A 16,883-nucleotide genomic window follows, 5' to 3' on the forward strand; every position below is an offset into this window, starting at 1 on the left:
ATTTGCGGAAAGCGTGATGCAGGGGCCGCGGACCGTGGCCGAACAGGTCGCCAATGTCCTGCGCGAAGCGATTGCCAGTGGAACCATCAGGGCGGGCACGCCGCTGCGCCAGGATGAATTGGCCGAGCAGTTTGGCTTCAGCCGCATGCCAATTCGTGACGCCCTTCGCCAATTGGAAGCCGAAGGTATTGTTTCCATTCATCCCACAAAAGGCGCGCAGGTCGCCCGGATGGACGGCGCCGAGATCAGTGAAATCTACGCGCTACGCGAGCTGCTCGAAAGCGAGGCGCTCCGGCTTTCGGTACCCAGCCTCTCCGGCGCGAAGTTCGACGAGGCCGAACAGGTGCTCGACCAGATCGACGCGGAGCGCAATGTCGGCCGATGGGGTGCGCTGAACCGTGCCTTTCATCTGGCTCTCTACGATGCCTGTGGCAACCATCGATTGCTCGGCCTGATCGAGGCGCACCACAATGCCGCCGATCGCTACGTCCGCATCCTGCTGTCGAACCTGGACTATCGCAGCCGCTCGCAGACGGAGCATCGCGAGCTGCTGGCCGCCTGCCGGCGGCGCGACGGCGACAGGGCCATAAGCATTCTGAGGCAGCATCTTCGCGAAGGAAGCGAGACGCTGGTCCGCGCGATCAGGGAAGATGGCCTGTCGCGAGAATCCTGACGGCGTGGCTCATGGGCATGCGATGGGCTTCAGCCCTGCGCCGGCCTGCGTTCGACGATGTAGATGTGGTCGGCCGCCAGCACCACTTCGCCGCGCTGGTTGATCACCTCGCAGCGTTCGATCACCCGTCCCGCCCCCGGCCTCTTCGGGTCGTCTTCCCTGGCCGTAATTGTCGTGCGCGTCCGGATCGTGTCGCCGATGAACACCGGCTTGATGAAGCGCAGCCGGTCATAGCCATAGGAAAAGGCAACAGGATTGATGACGGTTGCCGTCAGCCCGATGCCGACCGAGAACACCAGCGTGCCGTGCGCGATGCGCTGGCCGAATGGCGTCGTCTTCATGAACTCGGCGTCCATGTGGTGCGGGAAGAAATCGCCGGTGTGGCCGGCATGGACGATGAAGTCGGTCTCGGTGATGGTGCGGCCGCTGGTCAGGCGCGACGCGCCAATCTCATAGTCTTCGAAATACTGAATCCGTTCCATCAGGGTCTTTCCGCAATCGGCGTCGCCGGTGCCGCACTCGACTGATACGCCGCCTCGACCAGCGCCATCGTGCTCCACGCGTCCTCGACCGGGCTGATCAGCGTAGCATCTTCTCCGGTGGCAAAACGCTGGACATTGGCCATGCGGCCGACGAAGGCGTCGGGAAACCACTCGCCGGCCAAGGGCACTGCGATCCAGTCCGTCCCGCCTTTCGGATAGATTTCCAGCACATCCGGCTCACCTGTGGGATAATCGAGGTTGAGACCCAACTTGAGATAGGCTGCTCCCTCGGTGCCGCAGATGCGGAACTCGCAGGCTTGGTGCCGGCGGCCGAACTTGTGGTCGTGGTTGATCGACAGCGCGCAGCGCATGGTGTTGCCATAGTCGAGAATGGCGCTGGTGCGCGTCTGCGCCACGGCATGATTGGGATGGCCGAGCGTCTTAGCGTGCACGCCCTTGGGGTCGCCGAGCAATTGCCTGATCAGGTCGAGATAGTGGATCGAATGCATGGCGATCTCGACGCGCGGCGCCTTGAGCAGGAATTCCCAAAGCTGCCACGGTGTCGCCAGCGCCAGCCAGGCATCGAAGTCGACGATCTCGCCGAGCCAGCCCTTGCCGACGGCATCTTTGAGCGCCAGCATCATCGGCGCGAAGCGCAATTGGAAGTTCACCGCTGCGTGCAGCTTCCGGGCGCGGCAGATCTCGAGGATCGCGGTCGCCTCGGCAAGATTGCTGCCCATCGGCTTCTGGATCAGCGCCACCGCGCCATCAGGCAAGGACTTCAGCACATCGGCATGACGCGACGGCGGGGTGGCAAGGTCGAAGATCGCGCCCTCGACGGCAGCAGCTTCTTCGACCGACCCAAAGGCCGTCACGCCCCATTGGCTGGCCAGCTTTTCGGCCCTGGTATGATCAGGATCATAAAGCCCGGCAACCGGAAAGCCGGCCTTCCGGTAGGCCGGGAAATGCGCGTCGCCGACGATCGATCCGGCGCCGAAGGTGACGATCTGCCGGGGCTTGGAGGGTTTTGGCCAGGATTGAACGAGCAAGGCAGGGTCGAAACCGCCTTCAGTCATGATGGAAGACCTCATCCATCTCGGCCCACCACTCGCCCTCTTTGCGCGTCGCCAGCGGCTCCTGGCACGGCATGCAGACCGCCCACCATTCCTGCGTCTTCGGATCGGCCGCCATCTTCGCCATGTCGGCCTCGTAGTCGCTGCCGTGGTATTCGAAGGTGCTGAACAGCACGTTCTCCGGCCGCTTCAGGTAGATCGAGTAGTTCTTGATGTTGCAGGCGGAGATCATGGCCAGCACGTCGGGCCAGACGGCGGCATGGAGGCGGACATACTCCTCGACCTTTTCCGGCTTCAGCCCCAGAACCATTCCCATCCGCTGCATATCATTCTCCTATTTCGTGATCGCCGTGGTGAATTCGGCGATGCTCATGGCCTTGACCGCGTCCCAGTCCCAATCGATGCCGATGCCGGGTTCGTCGGGCGCCAGCGCCTGGCCATCCTCGATGCGGAGGCGCTTGCCGGTCAACTGGTCGAGTTGCGGAATGTACTCGACATATCGGCCGTTCTGAACAGCGCAGGTCAGGCTGACATGCAGCTCCATCAGGAAATGCGGGCAGACCGGAATGTCGAAGGCCTCCGCCGCGTGCGCGATCTTGAGCCAGGGCGTGATGCCGCCGATGCGGCCGACATCGACCTGCACGATCGAGCAGGCGCCTTTCTGCATGTACTCGCGAAAATGGCGAATGGAGTAGAGCGACTCGCCGATGGCAATCGGCGTCGGCGTCGAGTTCGACAACCGCACATGCCCGTCAATGTCGTCGGCCGGCAGTGGCTCCTCGATCCAGGCGAGGTCGAGGTCGCGTAATCTTGCCGCGCGCCGGATCGCCTCGTCGACCGAAAAGCCCTGATTGGCGTCGGTCATGATCTCGTAGCCGTCGCCGACCGCCTTGCGCACCGCCGACAGGCGCGCCAGATCTTCCGAGCCGTGCGGCCTGCCGATCTTCACCTTCGAGCCGCGAAAGCCCTTGGCCTTGGCGGCCAGCGCATCGTCGACCAGCGCCTGCGTCTCGATGTGCAGCCAGCCGCCTTCGGTCGTGTACAGCGGGCAGCGGTCCTTGGCGCCGCCGGCCAGCTTCCACAAAGGCAGGTTCTGCTTCTTTGCCCGTAGGTCCCACAGTGCTGTATCGATGGCCGCGATGGCGATGGCGGTGATGGCGCCGATGGTCGTGGCATGCGTGGCGAATTCGAGATCGTGCCAGATTGCCTCGATCATGTCGGGGTCGCGGCCGATCAGGCGCGGCACCAGATGGTCGGACAAAAGCCGCATCACCGACGAGCCGCCGGTGCCGATCGTGTAGCTGTAGCCGGTGCCGACCGCACCGTCGGAATCGGTGATGGTGACGATAGGCGTTTCCTGGCTGACGAAGCTCTGGATGGCGTCGGTGCGCTTGACCTTGGGCACAAGGTCCACCATCCGAAGGTCGACTTTCTCAATTTTGGCCATGCCGATCAGCTCCGCAATGTCTTTCCGGTCTCGGTGGCAAACAGGTGCGCCTGCGACATGTCGAGGCTCATGGCGACCCGCTCGCCCGGCCGCAGTGGCCTCGGGTTCAGCATGCGCGACACCCAGTCCGTACCGTTGAATTCGACGAACACCAGTGTCTCGTTGCCGAGCGGTTCGGTGACCGTGATCGGCAGTTCGATCTGGTGGACATCGGCCGCACCACCGGAGCTGATGCCATGGCCGGTCGGATAGATGTCGTCCGGCCGCAGCCCGAACACGACCTTGTCGCCGGTGGCGACGTTGGTCTTGAACTGGGCGGGCAGCGGCAGCTTTTCGCCGCTGGCGAAAACCATCTGGCCATCATCGATCGTGGCTTCATGCAGGTTCATCGGCGGCGAGCCGATGAAGCCTGCGACGAAGCGCGTCGCCGGCTGCCGGAACACCTCGTCGGGCGTGCCGACTTGTTCGATATGGCCGTCGCGCATGATGACGATGCGGTCGGCAAGCGTCATCGCCTCGACCTGATCATGGGTGACGTAGATCACCGTCGATTGCACCTTGGCATGAAGCTTCTTGATCTCGGTGCGCATCTGCGTGCGTAATTTGGCGTCGAGATTGGAAAGCGGCTCGTCGAACAGGAAGACGTCAGGATCGCGCACGATGGCGCGGCCCATGGCGACGCGCTGGCGCTGACCGCCGGAGAGTTGCGAGGGGCGTCGGTCCAGCAGTGTGTCGAGGCCAAGAATGGCCGAGGCCTCGGCGACACGGCGGTCCATGTCTTCCTTGGCGGCACCGGCGATCTTCAGCGAGAAGCCGAGATTCTCGCGCACCGTCATGTGCGGATAGAGCGCATAGGACTGGAACACCATCGAGATGTTGCGCGAGCGCGGCGGCAGGTCGTTGACGACGCGCCCGCCGATCTCGATCGAGCCGGCACTGATCTCTTCCAGCCCGGCGATCATGCGCAGCGTCGTCGACTTGCCGCAGCCGGACGGGCCGACCAGCGCGATGAATTCGCGGTCGGCGATGTCGAGATCGATGCCGTGCACGATCCCGATGTTGCCGTAGCGCTTGGTCAGCTTGGTGAGGGTAACGGTTGCCATGGTATCAGCCTTTCACCGCGCCGGAGGTCAGGCCGCCGACAAGGTGTTTCTGGACGACGTAGGTGAGGGTGAGCGCCGGAATGATCATCACCACGGCCAGCGCGCACATGCCACGCCAATCGATGGTGAACTCGGCCGTGTAATCGAGCAGGCCGACCGGCAGCGTCTTGGCGCTCACCGAGCGGGTCAGCTGCGAGGCCAGCGCGAACTCGTTCCAGCAGGTCAGGAAGGCGAAGATGGCGGCCGAAGCGATGCCCGGTCCGGCAAGCGGGAACTCGACCTGCCAGAACGCCTGCCAGCGCGTGCAGCCATCGATCTGCGCCGCCTCCGCGAGGTCCTTGGGCACCTGGCGGAAGAAGCCGTCGATCAGCCAGATGGTGAACGGCACGTTGAGCGCGACATAGGCAAGGATCAGCCCGAAATGCGTGTCGATGATGCCAAGCCGCACATAGAGGAAGAACAGCGGTAGCGAGAGCGCAATGCCCGGCACGGTGCGCGTCAGCATCAGGCTGAGGAAGACGCTGGATTTGCCGCGGAAGCGGTAGCGCGCGAAGGCATAGCCGCCGGCCATGCCGATGGCCACCGCAATGACTGTCGAGGTCACCGAGATGATCAGCGAGTTGCGGAAATATTCGATGACAGGGATGCCGCCCTTGCCGATGCCTGAGAACATGGCGACATAAGCGTCGAACGAGATCTCCTGAGGGATCCACACCGGTGGCTTGGCCATGATCTCGACCGCCGGCCGCAGCGACGAGATGACGATCCACAGGCCCGGCAGGCAGATGGTCAGCATCGCCAGGAACAGGCCGATGCGATAGACGACGCCCAGCAGCCGGCGCTTCAGGCGGGCGGAAGAATTCTCGTCCATCACCACTCCGCACCGATCTGCGTGCGCGCCGCGGCGAGCTTGTTGAAGAAGTAGACAGTGAAGGCGATCGACAGCAGGATCGAGAAATAGGCCATGGCGTTGGCCATGCCCATGCGCCCGTCGCTGTAGGCGGTGCGGGCCACCAGGGTCCATAGCAGTTCGGTGCGGCCCGCCGGTCCGCCATCGGTCATGATCTTGACGATGTCATAGGCGCGCGCGACGTCGAGCGAGCGAATGGTCATGGCGATGTACGCGAAAGGCATGACGAACGGCCACGTCACATAGCGGAATGTCTGCCACGGCGTGCAGCCGTCGACCCGCGCCGCCTCGATCGGCTCCTTGGGCATGGCGAGCAGGCCGGCGAGGATCAGGATGGCGAAGATCGCCGTCGACGACCAGATCTCGGCGATCGAGATGGCGATGAAGGCGAGATGGCCCTCGATCAGCCACGGTATGGCGTCTTGCGTGATGCCGAGCGACTGCAGCGCATTGTTCACCAGGCCGATATTGTCGTTGAACATAAACTTGAACTGAAAGCCGACCAGGATCGGCGAAAACATCATCGGAAACATCATCAGCGTGCGCAGGATGCGCTGGCCGCGTGTCGCTTTCTCGACCAGCATGGCAAGCCCAAGGCCAAGCAGCATTTCGAGATTGAGCGCGATGGTCAGCAGCAGCACCGTGCGACCGAACGCCCACCAGAAATCAGTGTTGGACAGGATCGAAAGATAGTTCCGGATGCCGATGAAGACGTAGAACGTTTCGGGCCGCGTCAGGCGGAACGGCGTGAAGCTGGAGTAAAGGGACAACAGCAACGGCACAACGACAACCGCCGCCAGCACGATCATGGCCGGAAGCAGCAGCAGGAATGGCGCGGATGGCTTGAAGCCCTTCATCAGAATCCTTGAGGTGTTTGCATTTGGACGGCCGTGAGTGGGCCGGGGGCGATGGGTTAGCGTAAATCGCTGGCCGCGAAACACGATCGCCTCCCCCATTTCCGATGGGGGAGGCAGCCTTGGGAGCCCGTTTCTAGAGCTTGCCGGCGTCCTGGAGGATTTGCGTCGCCTTGGCGGCCGCATCGTCCAGTGCCTGCTTGGAGGTCTTGTCACCGAGGATCGCCGCCTGCAATTCGGGATAGACGGCGTTCGAGATCTCGATCCATTCAGGCGTCTGCGGCACGGCAAACGCGTGCTTGGCCTCTTCCTGGAAGGCGGTAAGAACCTCCTTCTTGTAAGGATCGTTTTCGGCCTGCTTCAAATCCCAGTCCCACACCGCGGTGCGGGTCGGCAGCGGGCCTGCGGCGGCCTCGAGCTTCTGGCTGTCTTCGTTGGTCAGCCACCACACCAGGGAAGCCGCGGCCTCCTTGTTGGGGCAATTCTCGGTCACCGAGAAGCCATGGAAACCCGACCAGCCGGTGCGTTTGCCGGACGAGCCCTTCGGCGCGACTTTCACGCCGACATTGCCGGCGACCTTCGACGACTTCGGATCGTTGAAGAAGCCAGCCCAGCCCGGCCAGTCCAGGTTGATGGCGACGGTGCCGGACGCAAAGCCCTGGCCGAGATCGTCCCAGAGATAGTTGGTGGTTCCGGCCGGTACGGCCTTGGCCTTGTAGAGGTTGACGAACCAGTCGAGCGCCCGGATGCCGGCCTCGGAATTGAAGACCAGCTTGCCGTCCTTGTCGAGATACTCGCCGCCTTCAGCGACAACCATCTCGTAGAAGCGGCCGTTGATCGCCTCTTCCTTGCCGGCGAACTGCGTGCCGTAGAAATTGGGTGGGTTGGCGAAGAACTGGGCCTGGTCGGTCACTTCCTTCCAGGTGTCCGGCGGCACCAAATCATAGCCGTACTTCGCCTTGAACTTGGTCTTGTTGTCGGCGTTCTCGTACAGGCTCTTCTGGTAGTAGAGCGCCGAAACGTCGAACTGCGCACGCGGCAGCATCTCCAGCTTGCCGTCGATGGTTGCGGACGTGATCGTCGACGGCACGAAAGCGTCGATCTCTTCCTTGGGCAGCAATTTGCTGAGGTCGGTGTAAAGGCCCGTATATTGCGGCGCAAAGGACGAATGGTTCCAGCCGACGCACCAGTTGGTGCTGCCCGAGGCGATGTCGGACTTGAGCTCCTTGTCGATGTCGAAGCCGTTCTTCTTGGTCAGGATGTTGACCTTGGCGCCGGTCGCCTTCTCCCATTCGGGAATGCGCTCGTAGAGCTTTTCATATTGCTGGCCGCCGATCAGCTTCACGTCGACGGTCACGCCTTCGAACTTGCCGGGCAGGTCGCCGGCAAGGGCAGCGCCCGCACCTGACGCGAGCAACAATGCACCGGCGCACACGCCGGACAGCAGTCTGTTCATCGGTATCCTCCCTTGGTGCCGCCTCCGCGGCGACCGCAACTCGTCTGATGACAAGAAGTGCTACATTCATATACAAACAAAACATTCATAGACACGTCAAGGCGAAATTTGTTTCCGCCGCGCACGTTCCTGCATATATGAAGGGTGAAATTCACTGGAGGATGAGCCCATGGACGACAGCGAAGACGAGCGCTATCGCGCGCCGGCGCTCGACAAGGGGCTCGATATCCTTGAACTGCTGGCGGGCGTCGACGGCGGCCTGACCCAGGCAGAAATCGCCAAGAAACTCGACCGCAGCCCCAACGAATTCTACCGTATGCTCGACCGGCTGGTGCGGCGCGGCTATGTCACCAGGCTCGACGGCGACCGCTATTCGCTGACGCTCAAGCTGTTCGGTCTGGCACAGTTGCACGCGCCGGTTCGGCGGCTGGTCTCCTATGCGACGCCGCTGATGCGTGAGCTTGCCGAGACATCGCAGCAGGCCAACCAACTCGTTGTTTTTGATCGCGGTTCTGCCGTCGTCATCGGCCAGCAAGAAGCACCGAACTACTGGGGCATATCGATCCGGGTCGGCTCCCATATCAGTCTGTTCGACACCGGCTCGGGACATGTGCTGCTCGCTTTCCGCTCACCGGAAGAGCGCCAGATGATGATTTCCGAACACGTCCGCAGCACCGACAAGACGGCGCAATCGACCGAGTTCTTCACCCGTCTCGACCAGATCCGCGACCGTGGCTACGAGATGATGGCCTCGATGCAGACAGCCGGCGTCTTCAACCTGTCCGCCCCGGTGCGCAGTTCCGACGGCAAGGCGATCGCCGCGCTGTCGATTCCCTACATCACGGTGGTCAACGCGCCTTCCGCGCCCGACATCACCAGGACGATCGAACTGTTGCTGGCAACGTGTGAAAAGCTGTCGCACCTTGCTGGATCAGCAGTAGGCTCATCGGTGTGAATTCTTATTTGAATGAAGAATTCCCCGGTGAGATGATTTGAAAAGCCAGAGGGAGGAGCCTCACCATGATCATCGATACCCATCTGCATCTCATCGATCGCTCGGCCCTGCGCTATCCCTGGCTCGCCGGCGTGCCGGCGCTCAACCGCGATTTCTCCTATGAGGACTACGCCGTGGAGGCGCAGCGTGTCGGCGTCGAGCGCGTGCTGCATATGGAGGTCGATGTCGATGCGGCCGACATCGAGGCTGAAACCGCTCGGGTCGAAGGCCTGTCACGGCAGCCCAGCAGCATGCTGGCCGGGGTGATCGCGTCCTGCCGTCCTGAGGAAGGGGACTTCGCGGCCTATCTCGAACGGCAGCGGGCAAACCCGTTCGTAAAAGGCTTTCGCCGCGTCCTCCACGTCGTGCCCGACGAGCTCTCGGAAGGTGCGGTGTTTCGCGCCAGCATAAAGCGGCTTGGCGGCACCGGCCTGACCTTCGATCTCGTCGTGCTGCCGCACCAGATCCCCAGGGCGATCGTGCTTGCCGACCTGGCACCCGATGTGACGTTCGTCCTCGACCATTGCGGCGTCCCCGACATCAAAGGCAAGAGCGAACATCCATGGCGCGAGCATATGAGCGACATCGCCCGGCGCCCGAATGTCATGGCCAAAATCTCCGGTGTCGTCGCCTATGCCGATGCCGGCAGCTGGACGGTTGAGACGTTGCGGCCGTACGTCGAGCACACCATCAATTCATTCGGCTGGGACCGTGTCGTCTGGGGCAGCGACTGGCCGGTCTGCACGCTAGGCGGCGGTCTGTCGACCTGGGTGGCGGCGACCCATGCATTGCTCTCGGGCTGCAGCATCTCCGAGCGCGACAGGCTGTTGTCCGGCAATGCCCGCAAGCTGTGGCGGCTCGACTGACTGGTCCTTTCAGATGGTTGTCGAGACGTGCCGTTCGCGGCCATAGAGCGAAACCAGCAGCACGATGACGAAGCCGAGCGCGGCCTGCACCGCTGCGGGCTGGAAGCCGAGGCCGATCAGCAGCGTGTTGATCTCGGTCAGCACCAGCACGCCGGCGATCGTGCCGAGATAGCTTCCCCGGCCGCCGACAAGTGCTGCACCTCCTACGACAACGGCTGCGATGGTCTGGAACAGATAGGGCTGGCCGACATCGCCATAGGCCGAACCGGTGAAGCCGAGCAGCAGCACTCCTGCCACGGCGGCGAAGAAAGCGCTTGCCGCATAGGTGATGACCCACATGCGAACCGGGTCAATCAGCGCCAGCGGCGCCGCGCCCGGATTGCTGCCCAGCGCGTAAAGCCGGCGGCCATAGGGCGTTCGCTCCAGCACCAGGACGACGAGTGCCGCCAGCACGACAAGGCTCGGCACCAGCCACGGCACCGGCAGCGGTCCGGCCGATCCGCCGATCGAGACGAAGCTGGATACCGCTTGCGGTGCGGAGCCTGACGGGAAACCCGCCGTCCACAACAGCACCAGCCCTTGCACGACCATGCCGATGCCGAGCGTGACGATGAGCGGCTGGATGTCGAGGCTGCGCGAGATCAGCCCGTTCAGCCCGCCGATGATGATCGCCAGTACGCCGACGAGGCCGCAGACCAGGACAAAATGCCAGCCATCGCCATAAAGCTGCGCCGCCACGACATTGGCAAAGCCAATGACGAAAGGGATCGACAGGTCGATGCCGCCCATGATGACGACCAGCGTCTGCCCGATCGAGGCCACGGCGAGCAGCGAGGCGAGCACCAGCATGGCGCGTATGGCAAACGGCGCGGAGTAGCCAGGAATGAGGATCGTGCCGGCGAGATGCAGAAGGGCGGCGACGCAGAAGGCGCCGACGACGCGAGCGTTGGTTGTGGCGAAGAGGTTTTGGCGCAAAACCATGTCAGCGTCTCCCCATAGCAAGACGTTCCTGCAGCGCTGTCAGCATCACGGCCAGCACCAGGATCGCGCCGTAGGCGATCTGCAGCACGAAGGTCGAGACGTTGAACGTCGTCAGCACGCTTTGCAGCAGGAAGATGTCGATGGCGCCGATGGCGGCACCCGCCACCCCACCACGGCCGCCTGCAAGGCTGACGCCGCCGAGCGCTACCGCGGCGATGGCGATCAGTGTGTAAGTTGGCCCGATGTTCGGATCGGCGGAGCCGATCAGCGCGGTCAGCATCAATCCGGCGCAGCCGCCAAGGATGCCGGTCATGATATAGGCGATGAAGCGCACGCGCGTGACATCGACGCCGGCGGTGTAGGCGGCACGGTCGTCGCTGCCCACCGCCATAAGCTGGTCGTAGTAAGGGGTGCGCCGCACCAGCCACCAGACGATGAACATCGCCGCCAGCGGCAGCATCGACAGCGGACCGGACAGTGCCTTGAGCCAGGCCGGTGCGGGACCGATCGGCGCCGGCAGGATTGTTAACGTCACGCCGGTGAGGATCAGATAGGTGCCGAGCGTCGCGACGATCGGCTGAATGCGCACGATTGTCGCCAGAAAGCCGTTCGCAGCACCCACCAGCGCCCCGACGAGCAATGCAGCCGGAACGAGCACCGGGGGCGATGAGATGCCGGTGCCGAGGAACAGCACCTGGATCGTCAAAGCGTTGACGAAGCCCATCAATGGCCCGACCGAGATGTCGATTCCGCCACGCCCGGCGAGGATGACAGGCGTGGACGCAATGGCCGCACCGATCAAGGGCGCCGCCAATCCGACCAGCGCGCCCCAGGAACCCGGCTGGAACCGCCCGGGGCTGAGGATAAGATTGATCGCAAGCAGCACGACCAGCAGCACCACCGCGAAGCCGAAATTTCGCCCAAGGGACAGGAGGCGCGCAACAGGGTTCATGCCGCACGTCCGAACATGGCTGATATCACGCTGTCGGTGGTGAGCGCGTCGCCAGAGATCTCGGCCGCGACTTCATTCTCACGGAACACCAGCACGCGCTGGCACAGGAGAAGAATCTCCTCGATTTCACTGGATAGGATGACGAGCCCCATGCCGTCGGACGCCAGCCCGCGAAACACGTCGTAGAGCACATGCCGCGTCGCCACGTCGACGCCACGCGTCGGATCGTTGAGGAGCAGGATCGCGGGCTCCAGCGCCAAGGCACGCGCCAACAGCACCTTCTGCTGGTTGCCGCCCGAAAGAGTGGTGATCGGCGCATCGGGCCGGGGCGCCACTATCGAGAGTTTTTCGCGATAGAAGTCGTAGCGCGCCTTGCGTGCCGACGGGCTGATTAGCCCGAGCCGCGTGTCGCGCGACAAGGTCGAGACGGCGAAATTGTCGAGCACCGACTGTGTCGGGAAAATGCCGTTGGCGCGTCGGTCGCGCGGCAAATAGGCGATGCCGCTGGCGACAGCCTTGCGAAAGCCGGTAATCTTTCGGGAGGCATCCGATGAACCGAGTTCGATCGAGCCGCCATGGGGCGGTTCCAGGCCGGCAAGCATCTTGAGAAACAGCTCCTGGCCATGACCATCGAGACCGGCAAGCCCGACGATCTCACCCGGAGCGATTGCCTGCGTGATCGGGCTGGCGCCGGGCGCGATGACAAGGTCCCGAACGGCAAGACCACCAAAATCGAGGGCGGCGCGATCAGCCATGCTGCAGCTCCGCCGCCGTGCGTGGCGCCATCGCCTTGAGAAGTTCAGCCGGCGTCGAAGCGCCGCGCTCCTCGGTGCGCACGACGCTGCCGCCGCGCAGGATCGAGATGCGATCCGACAGCGACATCACCTCGTCCATGCGGTGGGTGATGAACAGGATCAGGCAGCCTTCGCCGGCCAGCGCGCGCATCAGGGAAAAGACGGATTCGCGATCGGCGAAGTCGAGCGCGGCGGTGACCTCGTCGAGGATCAGGATCTTTGGGTTGCGCACGATCGCGCGGGCGAGAACGACCAATTGCTGCGCGGCAAGCGGCAGCAGGCCGGCTGGCTTGTCGAGGGGGACGTCGGTAACCGCGAAGCGCTTCAGCGCGGCTTTCGCCCGGTCACGGCGCTCGTTGCGGGGAACAGCGCGCCGGACCAGCCCGTCGAGGCCGAGCAGGATGTTATCGATGACGCTGCAGTCCGGCGCGATCAGCACCTCCTGGAACACCGTGGCAAAACCTTGCGCCTGGAAGGCCGAGGGCTTGGCACCCGAAAACGGCTTGCCGTGCAGCAGGATCGCGCCATTGTCCGGCTGGACGATGCCGGACAGCAGCTTGACCATCGTGCTCTTGCCCGAACCGTTCTCGCCCAGGATGGTGTGGATGGTTCCCGCCCGAAACGCGATCGATGCGTCCGCGAGCGCGATCGTCTCGCCATAGCGTTTGGATATGGTTTTGATTTCAAGCATGTCGCGTTTCGATGCTGGCAGGCCGGCTCCCTGAAAGGAGCCGGCCTGCTGAGAGACTAGCAGGCGTCACTTTGCACAGGCATCGGGCACCTTCGAATAATCCCAGCCCTTGGTCGGCGCCGGGTTCGAGAAATAGGCGTCGAGCCATTCCTCCGGCATCGGATCTTTCGGCGGGATCGGGAAGATCGACACGGCATCCGTCGTCATGCAGTCCTTGTACCAGGCACCGAGATCGGCGGTGTGGACAGGCGGGATCGGGATCAGCAGCGTGTTCAGCTTCGGCTTCTGGCCGTCGAGCATGCGCTCGCCGACGCGGAACAGTGTTTGCGCGGTCCAGTGCGGCAGCACCGCATGGCCTTCGAAGCGGTACTTGTCGGGGTTGGCCTTCCAGTAGCCCAGCGCGTCCCCGGTGATCGAGCCGGTGATCAATGGCGCCGGCCGGCCGGCTTCCGCGAAGGCTTCGGCGACGACGCGGCTTTCGCTGCCTGTCGTCCACACCGCATCGATCGGCGCCGGGTTGGTGGCGATCGCCTGCAGCACCACGGTCTTGGTGACGTTGGCTGTCCAGTTGCCGTTGACGTTGCGCGAGATCTTCAGCTTCGGATTTTCCGCCAGCGCCTTGTCCGCGCCCTGGCGTTCCTGGACCACGATCGGGTGGCCGGCGATGCCTTCGACCAGAAGGATGCTGGCGCCGTCCGGCTGCGCCTTGCCGATCGCCGTCATCATGTCATAGCCCCAGCGCGCATAGTTGGAATCGACATTGATGGCGTTCGGGCTGGTCACCGAGCCGGCGGCGGTGATGAACGGAATGCCGGCCTTGGCGGCAGCGTCGATGGCATCGTCGAGCGCCGTCGCCGAGCCCGGCACCGACGTGATGATAGAGCATTTCTTGTCGATGAAGGCGCGGATCTGGTTGATCTGCTGGCTGGCATCATTGTTGGAATCCGACACCTCGAAGCTGGAGACGGTGCCGTCGGCGATCAGCCCGTCGACAAGACGCTTCAACTCCTTGGTCACCGTGACCCGCCACGGGTTGCCCTGGTAGGATTCCGAGTGGCACCATTTCCACGGCTTTGGCGGCGCGTTGAAATTCTCCCAGGCCGAAGGCAATACCTTCTGGGGCGCTCCGTCATACTGCGCCTTGAGTTCGGTCGGCAGTCCACCGATGACGCCTTGCACATCCTGTGCAAAGGCGGCCGTTGCAAGCGAGGCAAGCGCCGTTGCGGCCAGCAGGCCGCGGATCATTCCTGTCATTCTTGTTCTCCTCCGTTCGGTTTGGTTCAGGCTCCTCCACCGGCAGCGCCGGACACCTGCACCGGGGAACTCTCCCGAAACAGGCGATTGAGATCGGCAACGACCTGTCGGGCTTGATGCCGGAAGGTCATGCCGGAAAGGATGCGTTCGGACGCGGCCTGCTGGAACGCCATGTAGCCGTCATGGCGCGGCCGCACCCATGCACCCGCCAGTGTCGCGCGCGTGTCCCGGTAGAAATTGCCGGTCGCTTCATTGACGGCCTGATCTTCCCAGGCCGCTGCATGGCCGGGCTGGCCGCCGGCGGCGGCATAGGCGCCGCGCTGGACATCGCCGCTCGAGACCCAATAGGCAAAGTTGATCGCGGCATCCCTGGCTTTGGAAAAGGCTGATACGGCTATGCCGGTGCCGCCGAGCGCCGAACCGATCGGGCCGCCGGAACCGATGACCGGAACATCGGCAAAGGCCAGCCGGTTCGCCCGAAAGCCAGTCGTCGCATAGGAAACATAGCCATAGATCAGTGGCGCGCAGACGAACCTGGAACCGGCCTCCGCCATGCGCTCCGAGACGGCAATCGGATCCATCTCCAAGCAAGCCGGATCAACGAGCGCTGCAATCTCGCGCATTGCTTCAAACACTTCGCTACCGGCGTCAACATCGATGAGATCGTGGGATGGATCGGTGGTGCAAGGACGGCCGAGATTGCCTGCGAATGTGTAAAACACCATCAACACGTGAGGCGGCCGCAGCGGCAGCAGCACACGGCCTTGCCGGGCGAGATCGAGCACCTCGCTCCAGCGCGCCGGTGGCGCCTCGATCGCATCCGGCCGCCATGCCTGGACCTGGGTTGCCGCATCGATCGGGAAAGCCCATTGCCGTCCTTGCCAGTTGTAGCTCGGATAGGACTGGCCGACGCTGCCCGAGGCAAGGGCCGTGCGTTCCGCCTCGCGTCCGGCGACATCCAGCGGCTCCAGGCAGCCTTCGGCCGTGATCTGGCCGACATGCGGATGGTCGATGACGATGAGATCATAGGCGCGCGCCAGTTCCTCGACCGGGAAGGATTCGAAATCCTGCAGCGAGCGCTTGTCCCATTCGATGGCAATACCGGTCTTCTGCTGCCACAGCGCCGAGCAGGCGACCATCGGATCGTAGCCACGCGGATGGCTCCAGGTCATGCCTTTGAGCTTGGGCACGCTCACAGGCCGAACTCCGCGCGGATGGCGGCACTGTGCTCGCCGATGCGCGGCGCCGCCCGATCGACCTTGGCCCTGATGCCATCGACCCGGAGCGGCGAACTCGTCGTGAGGATCGAGACGTCATCCTCGCGCGTCACCGTCTGCAGCATATCGAGCGATTGAAACCCCTCGCTTGCCAGCATCTCGGGCCAGGTCAGTACCTTGGCGCACCAGATGTCGGCCGGCTCGAGGATATCAAGCCATTCGTCGATGGTTTTGGTGGCGATCCGCTGCGCGATGATCGCCTTGATGTCGTCGCGCGCGGTGAACCACGATGCAGGCTTGTCGCGATAGGGTGCCAACTCGCTGAGCGACAAGAGGTCGGCCAGCTTGGGGATCGGCGTCATAGCGATGGCGAGATAGCCGTCCTTGGCCGGGTAGACACCGTAAGGCGCCGACAGATAGGCATGCGCGCTGCGGAAGCTGGAGCGCCTGGGCAGCCGGCGGCCGTCATTGAGATGCGTCGTCAGCACCTCGAACTGGAAATCGACCAGCGCTTCCAGCAGGCTGGTTTCGATATGGCTGCCCTGACCGGTGATGCCGCGCCGCACCAGTGCGGCCAGAATGCCCTGCGCACAGGCGGCACCAGCCAGCATGTCGCCGATGGCGAGGCCGAACGGCACCGGTCCCTGATCCTCGTCGCCGTTCAGCCACATCACGCCGGAACGCGCCTGCGCCAAGAGATCCTGGCCGGGCCGTTTGACCCATGGCCCATCCTCGCCATAGCCGCTGATCGAAGCATAGACCAGCCGCGGGTTGATCTTGCGGACCGCTTCATAGTCCAGGCCGAGCCGTTCGATGACGCCCGGCCGGAAATTCTGGATCAGCACGTCAGCCCTGGCCAGGAGGCCGCGCAACGCTTCGAGATCGGCCTCGTTCTTGAGGTCGATGGCAAGACTTTCCTTGGCCCGGTTGATGGCGTGGAAGATGGTGGAATCGCCGCCGATCTCGGTGTCGCTGAGATAGAGCCGGCGCGACAGGTCGCCGCCATCCGGACGCTCGATCTTGATCACGCGGGCGCCGAGATCGAGCAGCCTGAGTGAGCAGTACGGGCCCGACAGGAACTGGCTCATGTCGACGACGACGAGACCGGCGAGCGGCAATTCGGCTGCTGCCGGCAT

18 protein-coding genes are annotated in these 16,883 nt (G+C 63.5%); 3 read left to right on the forward strand and 15 right to left on the reverse strand.

Annotation, left to right across the window (positions count from 1 at the left end; translation table 11 throughout):
- The first annotated feature begins 34 nt into the window (after positions 1-34).
- On the forward strand, positions 35-673 hold the full coding sequence (locus NKJ37_RS00340; RefSeq protein ID WP_502895155.1) for a GntR family transcriptional regulator: 639 nt from the start codon (positions 35-37) through the stop codon (positions 671-673).
- A gap of 29 nt (positions 674-702) precedes the next feature.
- Here the strand turns inward: NKJ37_RS00340 and NKJ37_RS00345 are convergent, their stop codons facing one another.
- The 8 genes from NKJ37_RS00345 to NKJ37_RS00380 form a co-directional block, all read right to left on the reverse strand.
- A complete protein-coding gene (locus NKJ37_RS00345; RefSeq protein WP_128302349.1) occupies positions 703-1,155 on the reverse strand; it encodes a MaoC/PaaZ C-terminal domain-containing protein in 453 nt (150 codons plus the stop codon).
- A complete protein-coding gene (locus NKJ37_RS00350; protein WP_023808870.1) occupies positions 1,155-2,231 on the reverse strand; it encodes a Gfo/Idh/MocA family protein in 1,077 nt (358 codons plus the stop codon). Before NKJ37_RS00350 ends, NKJ37_RS00345 begins: the two co-directional genes overlap by 1 nt.
- Positions 2,224-2,553 carry an L-rhamnose mutarotase gene (locus NKJ37_RS00355; protein WP_023808869.1) on the reverse strand — a complete coding sequence of 110 codons (330 nt, stop codon included), beginning with the start codon at positions 2,551-2,553 and terminating at the stop codon, positions 2,224-2,226. Before NKJ37_RS00355 ends, NKJ37_RS00350 begins: the two co-directional genes overlap by 8 nt.
- 9 nt (positions 2,554-2,562) lie before the next feature.
- Positions 2,563-3,675 (reverse strand): mandelate racemase/muconate lactonizing enzyme family protein, encoded by a 1,113-nt coding sequence (locus NKJ37_RS00360; protein ID WP_023808868.1) that lies wholly within the window; start codon positions 3,673-3,675, stop codon positions 2,563-2,565.
- 5 nt (positions 3,676-3,680) lie between these two features.
- The gene (locus tag NKJ37_RS00365) at positions 3,681-4,778 is read right to left on the reverse strand and encodes an ABC transporter ATP-binding protein (RefSeq protein ID WP_023808867.1); all 1,098 of its coding nucleotides are present in this window, start codon (positions 4,776-4,778) and stop codon (positions 3,681-3,683) included.
- Between the two features lie 4 nt (positions 4,779-4,782).
- Positions 4,783-5,649: a carbohydrate ABC transporter permease gene (locus NKJ37_RS00370; protein WP_023808866.1), complete on the reverse strand. Its 867-nt coding sequence runs from the start codon at positions 5,647-5,649 to the stop codon at positions 4,783-4,785.
- Positions 5,649-6,545 (reverse strand): carbohydrate ABC transporter permease, encoded by an 897-nt coding sequence (locus NKJ37_RS00375; protein ID WP_023808865.1) that lies wholly within the window; start codon positions 6,543-6,545, stop codon positions 5,649-5,651. Before NKJ37_RS00375 ends, NKJ37_RS00370 begins: the two co-directional genes overlap by 1 nt.
- A gap of 133 nt (positions 6,546-6,678) precedes the next feature.
- Positions 6,679-7,998 carry an ABC transporter substrate-binding protein gene (locus tag NKJ37_RS00380; protein ID WP_023808864.1) on the reverse strand — a complete coding sequence of 440 codons (1,320 nt, stop codon included), beginning with the start codon at positions 7,996-7,998 and terminating at the stop codon, positions 6,679-6,681.
- Positions 7,999-8,167: 169 nt separating this feature from the next.
- On the opposite strand from NKJ37_RS00380, the gene NKJ37_RS00385 reads away from it, so the two are divergent.
- Positions 8,168-8,953 (forward strand): IclR family transcriptional regulator, encoded by a 786-nt coding sequence (locus NKJ37_RS00385; protein WP_023808863.1) that lies wholly within the window; start codon positions 8,168-8,170, stop codon positions 8,951-8,953.
- Between the two features lie 65 nt (positions 8,954-9,018).
- The gene (locus NKJ37_RS00390) at positions 9,019-9,858 is read left to right on the forward strand and encodes an amidohydrolase family protein (protein WP_352609312.1); all 840 of its coding nucleotides are present in this window, start codon (positions 9,019-9,021) and stop codon (positions 9,856-9,858) included.
- A 9-nt stretch (positions 9,859-9,867) separates the two neighbouring features.
- Here NKJ37_RS00390 and NKJ37_RS00395 read toward each other — a convergent pair whose 3' ends face one another.
- The 7 genes from NKJ37_RS00395 to NKJ37_RS00425 all read right to left on the reverse strand — a co-directional run bounded on the left by NKJ37_RS00395 (position 9,868) and on the right by NKJ37_RS00425 (position 16,883).
- Positions 9,868-10,839: an ABC transporter permease gene (locus tag NKJ37_RS00395; protein ID WP_023808862.1), complete on the reverse strand. Its 972-nt coding sequence runs from the start codon at positions 10,837-10,839 to the stop codon at positions 9,868-9,870.
- A gap of 1 nt (position 10,840) precedes the next feature.
- Positions 10,841-11,791, reverse strand: coding sequence for an ABC transporter permease (locus NKJ37_RS00400; protein ID WP_023808861.1), 951 nt, complete (start codon positions 11,789-11,791; stop codon positions 10,841-10,843).
- The gene (locus NKJ37_RS00405; RefSeq protein ID WP_023808860.1) at positions 11,788-12,546 is read right to left on the reverse strand and encodes an ATP-binding cassette domain-containing protein; all 759 of its coding nucleotides are present in this window, start codon (positions 12,544-12,546) and stop codon (positions 11,788-11,790) included. Before NKJ37_RS00405 ends, NKJ37_RS00400 begins: the two co-directional genes overlap by 4 nt.
- Positions 12,539-13,276 (reverse strand): ATP-binding cassette domain-containing protein, encoded by a 738-nt coding sequence (locus NKJ37_RS00410; RefSeq protein ID WP_352440084.1) that lies wholly within the window; start codon positions 13,274-13,276, stop codon positions 12,539-12,541. The genes NKJ37_RS00405 and NKJ37_RS00410 overlap by 8 nt, the downstream gene beginning before the upstream one ends.
- A gap of 66 nt (positions 13,277-13,342) precedes the next feature.
- Positions 13,343-14,530 carry an ABC transporter substrate-binding protein gene (locus NKJ37_RS00415; RefSeq protein ID WP_023808858.1) on the reverse strand — a complete coding sequence of 396 codons (1,188 nt, stop codon included), beginning with the start codon at positions 14,528-14,530 and terminating at the stop codon, positions 13,343-13,345.
- A gap of 26 nt (positions 14,531-14,556) precedes the next feature.
- On the reverse strand, positions 14,557-15,726 hold the full coding sequence (locus tag NKJ37_RS00420) for an extracellular solute-binding protein (protein WP_023808857.1): 1,170 nt from the start codon (positions 15,724-15,726) through the stop codon (positions 14,557-14,559).
- Positions 15,723-16,883 (reverse strand): CaiB/BaiF CoA transferase family protein, encoded by a 1,161-nt coding sequence (locus NKJ37_RS00425; protein WP_023808856.1) that lies wholly within the window; start codon positions 16,881-16,883, stop codon positions 15,723-15,725. Before NKJ37_RS00425 ends, NKJ37_RS00420 begins: the two co-directional genes overlap by 4 nt.

The organism is Mesorhizobium sp. M0140 (assembly GCF_040322475.1).
In the GTDB taxonomy this organism is placed as follows: domain Bacteria; phylum Pseudomonadota; class Alphaproteobacteria; order Rhizobiales; family Rhizobiaceae; genus Mesorhizobium.